The organism is Sanguibacter massiliensis, assembly GCF_900240335.1.
Lineage (GTDB): Bacteria > Actinomycetota > Actinomycetes > Actinomycetales > Cellulomonadaceae > Flavimobilis > Flavimobilis massiliensis.
The window spans coordinates 1,357,350-1,371,957 of record NZ_LT964979.1 but is presented as its reverse complement, the minus strand read 5'-3'; the positions used below and the strand labels follow the sequence as shown (position 1 = coordinate 1,371,957).

Genomic DNA, 14,608 nt, shown 5'->3' with positions numbered 1-14,608 from the left:
AGGCGACCGTTCAGCTTGCGCGCCTCGGGGATCCGGGCAGGATGTCACCGTTGTCCGCGCGATCGAGGGAGTTCCGTGAACCGTCCAGCCGTCGCCGGTGCACCCGCACCGGCCCTCCGACTGCAGCGTCCCGGGTGGAAGGACCCGCGCCTCGTCGTCGGCGTCCTCCTCGTGGCGCTTTCGGTCGCTCTCGGCTCGTGGACGGTGCGTGCCGCACGGCAGACCGTGCCCGTGCTCGCCGCCGCGACCGACCTTCCGGCCGGGCACGTCCTCGCCGACGGCGACCTGCGCCCGGTCGAGGTCGCGCTCGGCGCGACGGGGGAGCAGTACCTCCGGGACCGCTCGGTGGTCACGGGGACGATCCTCGCGCGGCCCGTCCGGGCGGGCGAGCTCGTTCCCGGGGCACTCCTCGTCACCCCGCCCGCGGCGGGGCTCCGCACGGTCGCGATCCCCGTCGCGGGTCCGCTGCCGGGCGACGTCGTCGTCGGCGGCCTCGTCGACCTCTGGCACCTGCCGGCGCGTGAGCCGGGCAGCGACGCGGCCGCGCCGAGCGCGGTCGCGCGCGGCCTCGACGTCACGGCGGTGACGGCGGAGACCGGGGCGTTCGGCAGCGGTCTCACCGGCGGGACGACGGTCGAGGTGAGGGTCGCCGAGGCCGAGCTGCCGACGGTGCTGGGCGCGCTCGCCGCCGAGGGCGACCTCGCGCTCGTCGCCGTGGCAGTCGGCTCGACGACGCAGGAGGCGGCGGGGACGGTCGCAGAACCGGCCCCGGCTCCGTCGGCCATCGACGCGACGCCCCCGGCCGAGCCGACCCGGGCGGACCCGTGAGCCGCCTCGCACGCCCCCGCGACGTCCTGTGCGCCGTTGGCGCGGACCACGAGGACGTCGTCGCGACCGCGCTCGCAGGCACGGGCGCCCCCGTCCGTCTCGTGCGCCGGTGCGCGCACCTCGTCGAGATGCTCGGACTCCTCGAGTCCGGCACGGGCGAGGTCGTCCTTGTGAGCCTCGATCGCGCTCCGGGTGACCAACTCGACCGTGACACAGTCGCGCGGGCGCGCGCGTGCGGCGCTGTCGTCGTCGTGCTCGTCGACGGGACGGACGAGACCGGAAGCACCGAGGCCGCCCGCGCCTGGGCGCTCGGCGCCGACCTCGTCCTGCCGACCACCCTGCTCGACAACACGCTCGGCGACCGGCTCGGCGCGGCCACCCGCCGCGAGGCCTCGACCGCGCCGGCCACCACGGCCGCCCCGCCGCGCGACGACGACCTGCTCGGCGCGGACCCGCGCAGGCTCCCCGGGCACGTCGTCGTCGTGTGGGGACCCGCGGGCTCCCCGGGACGCACGACGACCGCGGTGAACGTCGCCGCGGAGCTCGCCGCCCACCGGCCACGGCAGATCGGCCACGAGACCCCGCGCGTCCTCCTCATCGACGCAGACTCGCACGCACCCGCCGTCGCGCAGCACCTCGCGCTGCTTGACGAGTCCTCGGGCCTCGCGCTCGCGGTCCGCGCTGCGGGCCAGGGCAGGCTCGACGCCGCTGTCCTCGCGGGTCTCGCCCCGCCCGTCGGCGCGCTCCCCGTCCTCACGGGCATCGCGCGCGCCGCGCGCTGGCCAGAACTCTCGGGCACGTCGCTCGACGTCGTGTGGCGCGCGGCGCGTGAGCTCGCCGACATCGTCGTCGTCGACGTCGCTGCGCCGCTCGAGCACGACGAGGCGCTCAGCTACGACACGCGAGCCCCACAGCGCAACGCCGCCACGCTCTCTGCGCTCGCGGCGGCCGACACGATCCTCGTCGTCGGCGGCGCGGATCCCGTCGCGGTGCAGCGGCTCGTCCACGCGCTCGGCGACCTCGGCGAGATCCCGGCGCTCACCCGCGATCGGGTGCTCGTCCTCACGAGGGCCCGAGCATCGGTGACGGGAGGTCGGCCCGCAGCCGTGCTCGGTGACGCGCTGGCCCGGTACGCGGGCGTCCGGCCCGACCACGTCGTCCCCGACGACGGGCCCGCGCTCGACGCCGCGCTCCTCGCGGGCGGGACGCTCGCGGAGCACGCGCCGGGCTCGCCCGTGCGGCGCGCCTACGTCGCGCTCGCGGACGAGCTCCTCGCCCGTCGACGTGAGGCGCTCGCCCGGCACGGCAGCGTCCTCAGCGGGCGCAGCGGTGGTTGACTGGTCCCATGCGCATCTACCTGCCCGCCACGCTCGAGCTCCTCGTCGGTGCCCGGTCCGCCGCGGGCGGTCGCACGACGCTCGATCTCGCCCCGGGCCGGGCCCACACGGTGACGGCCGCGCTCGCGGCCGCGCTGCCTGACGAGGACCAGGAGGGGCTCGAGTACTCGGCGCACCTCGCGGCCGCGGACGACTCGCTCACGGCGCTCGCTCTCGCGCCGGCCGCACCCCGGCTGAGGCTCGTCCTCACGCTCGAGGTGCCCGACGACGTCGTTGTCGACGCCGCGGGGGACGCGGCGATCCTCACGCCGAGCGCGGTCGACCTCGTCGCCCCGGTTGAGGGAGCGACGCTCGTGTGCGCGCACGTCGACGAGCCCGAGGCTGCCGCGGACGTCGTGGCGACGCTCGCGGGCGACGACGCCGCGGTCGAACGCCTCGTCGAGCGTGACCTGCTCTGGTACGACGCGATCGAGATCGCCGACATCCCGCGCTGAGCGCCCCGCCCCCAGCGGGGAACCGGGCGCCCCGGCGACGATGGTGGCGGCCGCTGCCCTGGCCGGCTTCGGGTGCGTGTCAGGCCGTGCCGAGGTGCTCGAGGAACGCGTCGTGCAGGAGCCCGTTCGTCGCGATCGCGTTGCCGCCGTGCGGCCCGTCGACGCCCGCGAGGGACGTAAAGCGTCCGCCGGCCTCCGTGACGATGGGGACGAGCGCCGCCATGTCGTGGAGCGCGAGTTCGGGCTCGGCGGCCGCGTCGACCGCGCCCTCGGCGACGAGCATGTACGACCAGAAGTCGCCGTAGGCGCGCGTGCGCCACACGGCGTCGGAGACGGTGAGCAGGCCCGTGAGCCGATCGATGTCCTGCCAGCCCGTGAGGCTCGAATACGAGAACGACGCGTCGTCGATGCTGCTCACGCCCGAGACGTGGAGGCGGGTCGCGGCGGACAGCGAACGGCCCGACCACGCGCCGGTGCCGCGGGCGGCCCACCAGCGGCGCTGGAGCGCGGGCGCGCTCACGAGGCCGACGACGGGCTCGCCGTCGACGAGCAGCGCGATGAGGGTCGCCCAGACGGGGACGCCGCGGACGAAGTTCTTCGTGCCGTCGATCGGGTCGAGCACCCACTGGCGGGAGCTGTGCCCGCTCGCGCCGGTCTCCTCGCCGAGGAACGCATCGCGGCCGCGCGAGCGTGACAGCAGGCTGCGGACGAGGTCCTCGGCGGCCTTGTCGGCGTCGGAGACGGGGGTGTGGTCGGGCTTCGTCTCGACGTGAAGGTCGAGCGCCTTGAAGCGTGACATCGTCAGGGAGTCGACCTGGTCGGCGATCGCGTGCGCAAGGCGGAGGTCGTCGTCGTACGTAGCCGTCTGGGTCATGCCGCCCACGCTAGCGGGCGCCGCGTGCGCGCGTCGTCGCGGCCCGCCGTGCGGGCACCCGCGCTCAGCGTGAGGGCTTACTCCGCCGCGCCCGTGCGTGCCGCGAGGACGCGCCGGAACGAGTCGAGCCGACGCGCGCGCCACGTGTGCTCGGCCGAGTCGTCGGTGACGGCCGCGACCCAGGTGTCGAGCTCGCAGTCGGGAGCGTCCGCGAGGTGCGTACATCCGCGGGGGCACTCTGCGGCGGCTTCGGCGAGGTCGTCGAACGCGGCGAGGATCGTCGCGGGCTCGACGTGCGCGAGCCCGAAGGACCGCACGCCAGGGGTGTCGATGACCCAGCCGTCGTGGTCAGGCAGCCGCAGCGCGACGGCGCTCGTCGACGTGTGCCGCCCTCGGCCCGTGACGTCGTTGACGCGCCCGGTCGCACGCGCTGCTCCCGGGACGAGCGCGTTGACGAGCGTCGACTTGCCGACGCCCGAATGCCCGACGAGCACGGACGTGCGACCGCGCAGGCGGTCGCGAACGGCGTCCGCGGCGGGCACGCCGCCCGCGTCGTCGCGCCGCGTGACGACGACCTCGACGCCGAGCGGCTCGTAGAGCGCCAGGAGTGCGTCCGGAGACGCGAGGTCCGACTTCGTCAGGCACAGGAGGACGTCCATGCCGGCGTCGTACGCGGCGACGACGCACCGGTCGATCATGCGCGGCCGGGGCTCGGGGTCGGCGAGCGCGGTGACGACGACGAGCTGGTCGGCGTTCGCGACGACGATGCGCTCGTACGGGTCGGTGTCGTCGGCCGTTCGCCGGAGCACCGAGACACGCTCGGCGATGCGGACGATACGTGCGAGCGAGCCGTCGTCGCCGCTCGTGTCGCCGACGACGTCGACCGCGTCGCCGCACACGACACGCGAGCGGGTGAGCTCGCGCGCCTTCATCGCGGTGACGATGCGCTCGTCCGGACCGTCCTCGTCGAGCAGGAGCGTGTAGCGCCCGCGGTCGACGCCCGTGACGAGCCCGCGCTCCGCGTCCGCGTGCTCGGGCCGCTGCTTGGTGCGCGGCCGCGAGCCGCGGCGGGACGGGCGCGCGTGGAAGTCCGACTCGTCACGCTGCCGCGGGCTCACGCGGGTCAGCTCCGTGCCGTCGCCGCGAGCATCGAGCCCCACATGCCGGTGAAGTCCGGGAGGGTCTTCGCGGTCGTCGCGACGTCCTCGACGCGCACGCCGGGGACGCGCAGGCCGAGGATCGCACCGAACGTCGCCATGCGGTGGTCGTGGTACGTCTCGACGGTGCCGCCGTGGAGCGCGGCAGGCTCGATCGTCAGACCGTCCTCCGTCTCGGTCGCGCGGCCGCCGAGCCGGTTGATCTCGCAGACGAGCGCCGCGAGACGGTCGGTCTCGTGACCGCGGAGGTGCGCGATGCCGCGCAGGCGGCTGGGCGTCTCGGCGAGCGCGGCGAGGGCCGCGATCGTCGGGGTGAGCTCGCCCGCGGCGTGGAGGTCGACGTCGAGGCCGCGGATGCGGCCCGTGCCGGTGACCTCGAGCGCGTCGCCCACGCGACGCGTGCGTGCGCCGAGCTGCTCGAAGAGCTCGGGGACGAGCGCCCCCGGCTGCGTCGTCGACGTCGGCCAGCCCGAGACGCGGACGGTGCCGCCTGCGACGAGTGCGGCCGCGAGGAACGGGCTCGCGTTCGAGAGGTCGGGCTCGACACGCACGTCGCGCGCGACGATCGGCCCCGGGGCGACGACCCACGTCGACGGCGTCGAATCGTCGACCTCGACCCCTGCGCCGCGCAGGACGTCGACGGTCATCTCGATGTGGGGGAGGCTCGGCAGCGCGGTCCCGACGTGACGCAGGCGCAGCCCCCGGTCGAAGCGTGCGCCCGCGAGGAGGAGGCCGGAGACGAACTGGCTCGACGCGCTCGCGTCGACGTCGACCGCACCGCCGACGACGCCGCCGCGACCCTCGACCGTGAACGGGAGGGTCGACGGCTCCGTGCCGTCGTCAGCCGTCACGGGGACGCCGAGGTTGCGCAGGCCCGCGAGGACCGGGCCCATGGGGCGCACGCGCGCCCCTGCGTCGCCGTCGAAGCGCACGGGACCGTCGGCGAGCGCGGCCACCGCAGGCAGGAACCGCATGACCGTCCCCGCGAGACCGCAGTCGATTGACGCCGGGCCGCGCAGCTCGCCCGGGGCGACGCGCCACGTCGTGCCGTCGACCTCGACGCCCACACCCAGCTGCCGCAGGGCCTCCGCCATGAGCAGCGTGTCACGGCTGCTGAGCGCGCCGCGGAGCTCGCTCGGGCCGTTCGCGAGCGCGGCGAGCACGAGGTAGCGGTTCGTGAGCGACTTCGAGCCCGGAACCTCGACGGTCGCGTCGAGGGGGCTCGCGGCGGTGGGCGCGGCCCACGCCGGGTCAGGGGTGGAGGCGGCGTCGGGCACAGGGGTGTTCGGCGTCGAGGTGGTCATGCCGTCAGGCTATCGGAGCGGCGTCGGACGGGCCGGGCGCGGCCGGGCCGCGAGACGTCTCACTCCTCGTGCGTCGCACGGTCCGCACGGTCGCGTCGCGCCTTGTCGACGCGCCACGCGACCCCGGGGCGTCCCTCGAGGTCGACCGCGGTGAGCACCGCGGCGCCAAGTCCGCCGAGCGCGTGGACGAACGGCGTGACACGTTCACGGTCGACCGTGCGTCGGGACGTCAAGGGCTGCTGCGCCACGACGAGCGGCAGCGTGAGGAGCGCGAGGGTCGCGGCACTCGAGCGCGGCGCCCGGCCGAGCGCAAGACCTGCGCCTGCGAGGATCGTCGCGGCGCCGTGCGCGCGCACGGCCCACGCGAGCGTGCGGTCGGGCAGCGGCGCGCGGCCGAGGGCCGAGGTCACACGGTCCGCGACGGGACGGGCCACCGCGACGTGCGGCGCGGGCGTCCGCACGGCGTCAAGTCCGTCATGGACGTACCACGAGGCGAGCATCGGGCGGGCGAGACGACGGACGAGCATGGGGGGCTCCTTCGGCCGGGACACGTACGACGAGATCCCACGGTAGCGCTCGTGGGGAATGCCTGGCAGGGGGAACGTGTTGACGGGATGTGAGCTGCTCCGCCCCTCCTCGTCCCACCGTGGGCGCCGTCGACCGACCGACGGCGCCGTACGCGCTGCCCCGGCTAGGCTTGCCCGTGATGGACGAGACCGACGACACCCGCCGAGCCCCCGCGGACGAGACCGACGCCGAGCGGCGGGCGCGCTTCGAGCGCGACGCGCTCGGCTACCTTGACGCCCTCTACGCGGCCGCGCTGCGCATGACGCGCAACCCGACGGACGCCGAGGACCTCGTCCAGGAAGCCTTCGTGAAGGCGTTCGCGGCGTTCCACCAGTACCGTCCGGACACGAACCTCAAGGCGTGGCTGTACCGCATCCTCACGAACACGTTCATCAACACGTACCGCAAGCAGCAGCGCGAGCCCAAGAAGTCGCAGACCGAGGATATCGAGGACTGGCAGATCGCCCGCGCGGCGTCGCACACGTCGACCGGCCTGCGCTCGGCGGAGGTCGAGGCGCTCGACGCGCTGCCGGACTCCGACGTCAAGGACGCGCTCGCGGCCCTTCCTGAGGACCGGCGCATCGCCGTGTACCTCGCGGACGTCGAGGGTTTCCCGTACAAGGAGATCGCCGAGATCATGGGCACGCCCATCGGCACGGTCATGTCGCGGCTCCACCGGGGGCGCGCGCAGCTGCGCACGCTCCTCGCGGGGTACGCGGCCGAGCGCGGGCTCCTGCCCGCGGGGACGCAGGAGGAGTCATGAGCAGCACCGCTCCCGACGGCCGTCCGCTCGACGGCGAGGAGTGCGCCGAGGTCATCAGTCATGTCGAGGACTACCTGCGCTCGGACATGACGGTCGCTGACGCGGCAGACCTGCGGGCGAACGTCGCCGAGGTCGCGCCTGAGCTCGGCGCCCTCGAGATCGAGGAGATCATGCGCGTCGTGCTGCGCCGCTCGTGCTGCGAGCGCGCTCCGGAGTCGCTCCGCGTGCGCATCAGCACGCAGATCGCGGTGTGGCGCACGGAGTTCTGACCGGAGCGGGGCGCTCGTCGCCTGGGCGAGGCTCCGTCAGGGGACGAGCGTCACGGTGACCGCGTCGGCCTTCGAGGTCGGTGCGGTGCCTTCCGTCGGGACGACGGTCCGCCACGCGGCCGTCGAACGTTCCCAGACGCGGTCGCCGACGGCGACCGAAGCGACCTGGCCGTCCTCGGCGACGGCGACCGCCCAGTGGGCGAGCCGCGTGAGCGTGCGCCCCTTGTCGCTGCCGAGCTTCCCGGGGGAGATGCGGACGGTGCCCGTCGCCGTGTCTGCGGTGACGGACGCCGACGGCCAGTCCCGGTCGACGCGCCGTGCGAACGCCGCCGGGTCGCCCCCGGGGAGGGCAGCGCGCAGCTCGCACGTGAGGGTCGCGCCGTCCTGCGCGGCGAGCGCGGACGCCCACGCGCGGGCCTTGCCCTCGTGCTGCGCGTAGGCGTCGGGGAACGCGGAACGCTGGACGGCCTGGGCCGCGACCGTCACCTCGAGCTTCTCGTAGTCGCGGACCCTGACGAGCCCGTCGTAGAACTTCCCCGTCGAGTAGACGGGATCCATGATCTCCTCGACCGCGCCCCAGCCCTGTGAGGGCCGCTGCTGGAAGAGCCCGACGGAGTCGCGGTCGCCGTAGTCGATGTTCGTCGCCCACGACTCCTGGAGGGCTGTCGCGATGGCGATGGTGACCGCGCGCGGGGGCAGCCTGCGCTCGGTCGCCATGGCGGCGAACAGCGCGACGTTCTGCGCCTGGTCGGGGGAGAGGTACCAGTCGTCGCCGCCTGCGTTCGCCCAGCACGTGTGGCGTGGCTCGGGCTCGGGGCGTCGCGCGTCGAGGACCTCACGGACGGCCCACAGGCCGCCTGCGACGAGACCGACGACGGCCGTTGCCCCGACGACCGCGCGGCCGAGCGCGCGTGCCGCACGTCGCTGCCTCGAACGAGGCCGCGACGTGCGGGAGCGGGGCGGAGACGTCATGTCAGGCGTGGAGCTCCTCGTTGAGGGTGACGCCGACGCCCTCGCGCACGAGGGCCTCGACGCGGCCGGTGAGCGAGGACCTGCGGAAGAGCAGCCCGTTGCGTCCCGCGAGGTCACGCGCCTTGACGACGACGTCGCCGCCCGGGCCCTCGCCGAGGAGGGTGACCTTCGTGCCGGCCGTGACGTAGAGGCCGGCCTCGACGACGCAGTCGTCACCGAGGGGGATGCCGAGCCCGGCGTTCGCGCCGAGGAGGGTGCGCCGCCCGATCGAGACGACGGTCGTGCCGCCGCCCGAGAGCGTCCCCATGATCGACGCGCCGCCGCCGACGTCGGAGCCGTCGCCGACCGTCACGCCCTGCGAGACGCGCCCCTCGACCATCGAGGCGCCGAGGGTGCCGGCGTTGAAGTTCACGAAGCCCTCGTGCATGACGGTCGTGCCGGGTGCGAGGTGCGCGCCGAGGCGCACACGGTCGGCGTCCGCGATGCGCACGCCCGACGGCAGCACATAGTCGACCATGCGGGGGAACCGGTCGACGGACCAGACGGTGACGGGGCCGCTCGCGGCGAGCCGCAGCCGCGTCTCCTCGAAGCCGTCTACCGCGCACGGACCACGGTCGGTCCATACGACGTTCGCGAGGAGACCGAAGATCCCCGTGAGGTCGATCGTCCCGGGGGCCGCGAGGCGGTGCGAGAGGACGTGGAGGCGCAGGTAGGCGTCGGACGCGTCCGTCGGCGGGGCGTCGAGGTCGATCGAGCGCACGACGACCTCGCGGCGCACGCGGCGCGCGTCGTCGTCGGTCGCGAGCGCACCCAGATCCTCCGCGAGCGGGTCCGCCCACGGGTCGTCCGGCGCCAGGCCGAGGCGAGGCGCGGGGTACCACGTGTCGAGGACGGAGCCGTCGGCTGCGATCGTCGCAAGTCCGAGACCCCAGGCGTTCCGGGAGGTCTGGGTCATGGGACCACCCTAGGGGGCGGGTCGGGCACGGGCCGTGACCGTCTCGCATCCTGCGCGGCACGACCGATCCCGAGCGCTGGGCGACGCTCGGCAGCAGGAGGGGCCGCAGGACTAGTATCCCCGCATGACCCCGCAGCACACTCCCGCCCTCGATCTTCGCGGCGACCTCGCCGCGCTCGTCACCGCGCTGTGCGACGTCCCCTCGGTGTCGGGCGACGAGACGCGGCTCGCCGACGTGGTCGAGGCCGCGCTGCGCGGGCTGCCCCACCTCGAGGTGCTGCGCGACGGCGACGCGGTCGTCGCGCGGACCCACCTCGGTCTGGCGCGCCGCGTCGTCGTCGCGGGCCACCTCGACACGGTGCCGCTCACGGACCCGCCGAACCTCCCTGTGCGCGTCGTCGACGGCCCTGACGGACCCGAGCTGTGGGGACGCGGCACGGTCGACATGAAGGCGGGCGTCGCCGTGCAGCTCGCGCTCGCGGCCCGTCTCGGCGCGGACGTCGTGCCGGCCGCGGACCTCACGTGGGTGTTCTACGACCACGAGGAGGTTGCGGCGACCCTCAACGGCCTCGGCCGGCTCGTCCGGAACCACCCCGAGTGGCTCGCCGGTGACGTCGCGGTGCTGTGCGAGCCGACGTCGGGCGGCATCGAGGGCGGCTGCAACGGCACGTTGCGCGTCGACGTGCGCACGCGCGGCGTCGCCGCGCACTCGGCGCGCGCGTGGACGGGGCACAACGCGATCCACGACGCCGCGGAGGTGCTCGCGCGCCTCGCGGCGTACGCGCCGCGGACTGTCGACGTCGACGGCCTCGCCTACCGAGAGGGCCTCAACGCGGTCGGCATCCGGGGCGGGATCTCGGGCAACGTCGTCCCCGACGAGTGCGTCGTCACCGTCAACTACCGCTTCGCGCCCGACAAGAGCCTCGCGCAGGCCGAGGCTCACGTACGCGAGCTATTCGACGGCTTCGAGGTGACGCGCACCGACGGCGCCGAGGGCGCGCGTCCCGGGCTCGACGACCCGCTCGTCGCCGACCTCGTCGCCTCCGTGCTCGCCGTGACCGGCGGCCAGCCGACCGCGAAGCTCGGCTGGACGGACGTCGCACGGTTCTCCGCGCTCGGCGTCCCCGCGGTCAACCTCGGCCCGGGCGACCCGCTGCTCGCGCACAAGGACGACGAGCGCTGCCCCGTCGCTCAGGTGACGGCGACCTACGACGCGCTGCTCTCCTGGTTGTCCGCGCGCTGAACCGTCGCCGGACATCCACCCGGACGTCGGTGGCTGCCCCTAGGGTGGACGGCATGAGCGACGAAGGCATCTCCCAGCCCGGAACCGGCTACCGCAAGGGCCCTGTCCTGCTGCGCCGCGGCCAGATTCCCGAGCAGACGACCGATCAGCGGCTCCTGTCGAAGGACGGGGACGCCGACTGGGTCCACGGCGACCCGTGGCGCGTCATGCGCATCCAGTCGGAGTTCGTCGAGGGCTTCGGCGCGCTCGCCGAGCTCGGCCCCGCGATGAGCGTCTTCGGCTCGGCGCGCACGAAGCCGGGAACGCCCGACTACGAGCTCGCGGTCGAGGTCGGGCGCCTGCTCGTCGAGAAGGGCTACGCCGTCATTACGGGCGGCGGCCCCGGCATCATGGAGGCTGCCAACAAGGGCGCCTCGGAGGCCGGTGGCGTCTCGGTCGGCCTCGGGATCGAGTTGCCGTTCGAGCAGGGCATGAATCAGTGGGTCGACCTCGGCGTGAACTTCCGTTACTTCTTCGCCCGCAAGACGATGTTCGTCAAGTACGCGTCGGGCTTCGTCGTCCTCCCAGGCGGCTTCGGCACGTTCGACGAGCTCTTCGAGGCTCTCACGCTCGTCCAGACCCACAAGGTCACGGAGTTCTCGATCGTCCTCGTCGGCGCCGACTACTGGACGCCCATGCTCGAGTGGCTCCGCGGCCCCGTGCTCGCGCGCGGCATGATCTCGGCGGCGGACCTCGACCTCGTGAGGGTTGTCGACACGGCCGAAGAAGCGGTCGAGATCGTTGTCGGCCGGGACCTCGAGCTGCGTGCCGCGCAGGTCGAGGCTCTCGCGGAGCTCGAGACGGCGCAGGACGCTGCCGCCGGCCGCGTCACGGACGCGCGCGACGCCTCATGAGCACGTCGGCGCGGGACGGCGCGCTGCCGTGGGCCGCTCTCGCGCCGACCCTCGACGCGCTCCCGCCGGCCTCGCCGCCGTTGCGCGTGCGCGGACGTGACGTCGGGGCGCACGGTGGTGCGGTCATGGCGATCGTCAACCGCACGACCGACTCGTTCTTCCCGGGGGCACGGCACGCCGACGACGACGTCGCGCTCGCGGCCGTCGAGCGTGCCGTGCGTGACGGCGCGGAGATCATCGACGTCGGCGGGGTGCGCGCCGGGGTGGGCCCCGACGTCTCGCCCGCGGAGGAGATCGACAGGGTCGCGCCGTTCGTCGCGCGCCTGCGCGCCGAGCTCGGCGACACGGTCGTCCTCTCGGTCGACACGTGGCGCGCCGAGGTCGCGGAGGCGGTCGCGGACGCGGGCGCGGACCTCCTCAACGACACGTGGGCCGGCGCCGATCCGCACCTCGTCGAGGTCGCGGGGCGGCTGGGGCTCGCGGTCGTCGTCTCGCACACGGGCGGTCTGCCGCCCCGCACGGACCCGCGCGACGTGCGGTTCGACCTGCCTGCCGACGCCCCGGCGGGCACGGATCCGCTTGACGCGGTCGTCCACGACGTCGTGACGACGCTCGCGGCCGGTGCGGCGCGGGCCGTCGCGTGCGGCGTCGACCCGCTCGGGGTGCTCGTCGACCCGACGCACGACTTCGGCAAGCGCACGGTCGACTCGCTACGCCTCGTGCGTCGCACCCCGTCGCTCGTCGCGCTCGGGCACCCGGTGCTCATGGCGCTCTCCCGCAAGGACTTCGTCGGCGAGACCCTCGATCTCCCGGTCGACGAACGCCTCGAGGGGACGCTTGCGGCGACGGCCCTCGCAGCGTGGGGCGGCGCCCGCGTGTTCCGGGCCCACGACGTGCGCGCGACGCGGCGGACGCTCGACATGGTGGCCGCGATCCGGGGCGACCTCCCGCCGCGCGCGGCGGTCCGTGGGCTCTAAGCATCGCTCTCAGCACAACGCGCGACGCCCCGGGGAGGGCGGCATGACGCTCCCATGACCTAGAATAGGGGCGGAATCCGTCGTCCGCGACGCCCGACGGACGCCTTCCGACCTGCGCTGCGGCGCGGGTGGGAGGCGACGGGCGTCCGAGCGGCGGCCGCAACCGACGCAAGGGAGAGCCACTCATGGCAGCGATGAAGCCGAGGACCGGCGACGGGCCGCTCGAGGTGACGAAGGAGGGCCGCGGCATCGTCATGCGCGTCCCGCTCGAGGGTGGTGGTCGGCTCGTCGTCGAGCTCAACGCTGACGAGGCTGCCGAGCTCGGCGCCGCGCTCGACGGCGTGGTGGGCTGACACCTTGCCGCGCACGCCTGCACGCACGGCCGCGCCCGTCGTCGACCCGTGGAGCGTCGACCGTGACCTTCCTGAGGTCGTCGTCGCGGCCGGGCGGCTGGCCGAGTGCACGTTCCTCACGCAGGACGAGGTCGAGGTCGTCGTCCTCCCCGTGGCCCCTGGGCCCGAGGAGGGCGACGGCCTCGAGCCGCGTCATGGGATGATCGATGCCGCGCTCCGGTACGGTGTCGACTTCTCCGAGCTCGCGGAGCGCGCGAGCTTCGACGGTGCCGCGGGGGAGACGCTCGTCGTCGACCTGCCGCGCGCCCACCGGAGTGCCGACGCGCTGCCGTGGGCCGGCCTGCCCGAGCGCGTCGTCCTCCTCGGCCTCGGCCGCTCACGCGTCGAGGACTTCCGCCGGGCCGGTGCCGCGATCGCCCGCGAGACCCGCGGCGTGGGCCGCGTGCTCACGACGGCGAGCGGAACCGACACGTTCGAGGACCAGCGTGCGCTCGTCGAGGGGTACCTCCTCGGCGCGTACCGCGCACCGACGGCCGCGACCGGCGCTCCGCGCACGGACCCGGCCGCGCAGCTCGTGCTGCTCGGCGACCACGCCCAGCGTGCGATCGACGAGGCCGCGCGCGCGGCGCGCGCCGCATGGCTCGTGCGCGACCTCACGACTGTCCCGTCGAACGTCAAGAACCCGGGCTGGGTCGCCGACGTCGCCGAGCGTCTCGCGCACGCCGCAGGCCTCGATGTGACACGCCTCGACGGTCCCGCGCTCGCCGCAGGCGGCTTCGGCGGTCTCACCGCCGTTGGCCAGGGCTCCGCGTCGGAGCCCGCGCTCGTCGCCGTGACGTACACGCCCGAGGACGCGCCCGCCGACGCACGTCGCGTCGTGCTCGTCGGCAAGGGCATCACCTACGACACGGGCGGCATCGACATCAAGCCGCGCACCTCGATGGTGACGATGAAGAACGACATGAGCGGCGCCGCCGTTGTCCTCGCGACGGTCCTCGCGGCCGCCGAGGCCCGTCTGCCGCTCCACGTCACCGCGGTCCTGCCGCTCGCCGAGAACCACTTCGGGGCGAGCTCCTACCGTCGCGCCGACGTCCTCACGATGGTCGACGGCACACGCGTCGAGGTCGGCAACACGGACGCCGAGGGGCGGCTCGTGCTCGCCGACGGCATCGCGTGGGCGCGTTCGACGTTCTCGCCCGACGCCCTCATCGACGTCGCGACGCTCACGGGTGCGGCCGCGGTCGCGCTCGGCCCGCGCACGGCGGCGCTGCTCGCGACGGACGACGCGCTCGCCACGACGATCGAGCAGTCCGCACGCACGACGGGCGAAGCCGTGTGGCGTCTGCCGCTCGTCGACGAGTACGACGAGCGCCTCGGCTCGACCGTCACTGAGCTCCGCAACGTGCCGGCCGACGAGCGTGGCGGCGGCGCGATCACTGCAGCGCTCTTCCTGCGGCGCTTCGTCGGTGACGTCCCGTGGGCGCACGTCGACATCGCGGGACCCGCGCACGCCGACAAGGCGTCGCACGAGGTCCCTGCGGGTGCGACGGGCTTCGGCGCGCGGCTCCTCCTCAGCACGCTCGAGGGTCTTGCTGCACGCGACTGACACGCCGACGGCCATC

The 14,608-nt window shown here is 74.6% G+C and carries 16 protein-coding genes; 10 read left to right on the top strand and 6 right to left on the bottom strand.

Features of this window, described 5'->3' with window-relative positions; translation table 11 throughout:
* Positions 1 to 75 precede the first annotated feature (75 nt).
* From C1729_RS06460 to C1729_RS06450, 3 genes are read left to right on the top strand one after another with little or no spacing between them, the layout of a single operon-like run.
* The gene (locus C1729_RS06460; protein ID WP_165375436.1) at positions 76 to 828 is read left to right on the top strand and encodes an SAF domain-containing protein; all 753 of its coding nucleotides are present in this window, start codon (positions 76 to 78) and stop codon (positions 826 to 828) included.
* Complete coding sequence (locus tag C1729_RS06455) at positions 825 to 2,165, top strand: CpaE/TadZ family protein (protein ID WP_129590681.1); 1,341 nt, start codon at positions 825 to 827, stop codon at positions 2,163 to 2,165. Before C1729_RS06460 ends, C1729_RS06455 begins: the two co-directional genes overlap by 4 nt.
* Positions 2,166 to 2,173: 8 nt before the next feature.
* Complete coding sequence (locus tag C1729_RS06450) at positions 2,174 to 2,659, top strand: DUF6912 family protein (RefSeq protein WP_102509212.1); 486 nt, start codon at positions 2,174 to 2,176, stop codon at positions 2,657 to 2,659.
* A gap of 79 nt (positions 2,660 to 2,738) precedes the next feature.
* Here the strand turns inward: C1729_RS06450 and hisN are convergent, their stop codons facing one another.
* The 4 genes from hisN to C1729_RS06430 form a co-directional block, all read right to left on the bottom strand.
* On the bottom strand, positions 2,739 to 3,533 hold the full coding sequence (gene hisN, locus C1729_RS06445; RefSeq protein WP_102509211.1) for a histidinol-phosphatase: 795 nt from the start codon (positions 3,531 to 3,533) through the stop codon (positions 2,739 to 2,741).
* 77 nt (positions 3,534 to 3,610) lie between these two features.
* Positions 3,611 to 4,651: a ribosome small subunit-dependent GTPase A gene (gene rsgA / locus C1729_RS06440; RefSeq protein WP_207204570.1), complete on the bottom strand. Its 1,041-nt coding sequence runs from the start codon at positions 4,649 to 4,651 to the stop codon at positions 3,611 to 3,613.
* 5 nt (positions 4,652 to 4,656) lie between these two features.
* The gene (gene aroA, locus C1729_RS14740; RefSeq protein ID WP_102509209.1) at positions 4,657 to 5,994 is read right to left on the bottom strand and encodes a 3-phosphoshikimate 1-carboxyvinyltransferase; all 1,338 of its coding nucleotides are present in this window, start codon (positions 5,992 to 5,994) and stop codon (positions 4,657 to 4,659) included.
* Between the two features lie 59 nt (positions 5,995 to 6,053).
* Positions 6,054 to 6,521 (bottom strand): DoxX family membrane protein, encoded by a 468-nt coding sequence (locus tag C1729_RS06430; RefSeq protein ID WP_102509208.1) that lies wholly within the window; start codon positions 6,519 to 6,521, stop codon positions 6,054 to 6,056.
* Positions 6,522 to 6,610: 89 nt separating this feature from the next.
* Here C1729_RS06430 and C1729_RS06425 point away from each other — a divergent pair, with 89 nt between their 5' ends.
* Both C1729_RS06425 and C1729_RS06420 read left to right on the top strand, forming a co-directional pair.
* The gene (locus C1729_RS06425; RefSeq protein ID WP_422917642.1) at positions 6,611 to 7,324 is read left to right on the top strand and encodes a sigma-70 family RNA polymerase sigma factor; all 714 of its coding nucleotides are present in this window, start codon (positions 6,611 to 6,613) and stop codon (positions 7,322 to 7,324) included.
* Positions 7,321 to 7,593: an anti-sigma factor gene (locus C1729_RS06420; protein WP_102509207.1), complete on the top strand. Its 273-nt coding sequence runs from the start codon at positions 7,321 to 7,323 to the stop codon at positions 7,591 to 7,593. Before C1729_RS06425 ends, C1729_RS06420 begins: the two co-directional genes overlap by 4 nt.
* A gap of 36 nt (positions 7,594 to 7,629) precedes the next feature.
* Here the strand turns inward: C1729_RS06420 and C1729_RS06415 are convergent, their stop codons facing one another.
* Together C1729_RS06415 and dapD are read right to left on the bottom strand one after the other, a co-directional pair.
* Positions 7,630 to 8,565: a hypothetical protein gene (locus tag C1729_RS06415; protein WP_102509206.1), complete on the bottom strand. Its 936-nt coding sequence runs from the start codon at positions 8,563 to 8,565 to the stop codon at positions 7,630 to 7,632.
* A 1-nt stretch (position 8,566) separates the two neighbouring features.
* Positions 8,567 to 9,520 (bottom strand): 2,3,4,5-tetrahydropyridine-2,6-dicarboxylate N-succinyltransferase, encoded by a 954-nt coding sequence (gene dapD, locus C1729_RS06410; protein ID WP_102509205.1) that lies wholly within the window; start codon positions 9,518 to 9,520, stop codon positions 8,567 to 8,569.
* 124 nt (positions 9,521 to 9,644) lie between these two features.
* On the opposite strand from dapD, the gene dapE reads away from it, so the two are divergent.
* From dapE to C1729_RS06385, 5 genes are all read left to right on the top strand, one after another.
* Positions 9,645 to 10,763 (top strand): succinyl-diaminopimelate desuccinylase, encoded by a 1,119-nt coding sequence (dapE, locus tag C1729_RS06405; protein WP_102509204.1) that lies wholly within the window; start codon positions 9,645 to 9,647, stop codon positions 10,761 to 10,763.
* Positions 10,764 to 10,816: 53 nt separating this feature from the next.
* On the top strand, positions 10,817 to 11,656 hold the full coding sequence (locus tag C1729_RS06400; protein WP_102510558.1) for an LOG family protein: 840 nt from the start codon (positions 10,817 to 10,819) through the stop codon (positions 11,654 to 11,656).
* On the top strand, positions 11,653 to 12,633 hold the full coding sequence (folP, locus tag C1729_RS06395; protein WP_102509203.1) for a dihydropteroate synthase: 981 nt from the start codon (positions 11,653 to 11,655) through the stop codon (positions 12,631 to 12,633). The genes C1729_RS06400 and folP overlap by 4 nt, the downstream gene beginning before the upstream one ends.
* Positions 12,634 to 12,818: 185 nt before the next feature.
* Positions 12,819 to 12,986 carry a DUF3117 domain-containing protein gene (locus C1729_RS06390; RefSeq protein ID WP_102509202.1) on the top strand — a complete coding sequence of 56 codons (168 nt, stop codon included), beginning with the start codon at positions 12,819 to 12,821 and terminating at the stop codon, positions 12,984 to 12,986.
* 4 nt (positions 12,987 to 12,990) lie between these two features.
* Positions 12,991 to 14,592, top strand: coding sequence for a leucyl aminopeptidase family protein (locus tag C1729_RS06385; RefSeq protein ID WP_102509201.1), 1,602 nt, complete (start codon positions 12,991 to 12,993; stop codon positions 14,590 to 14,592).
* Positions 14,593 to 14,608 lie beyond the last annotated feature (16 nt).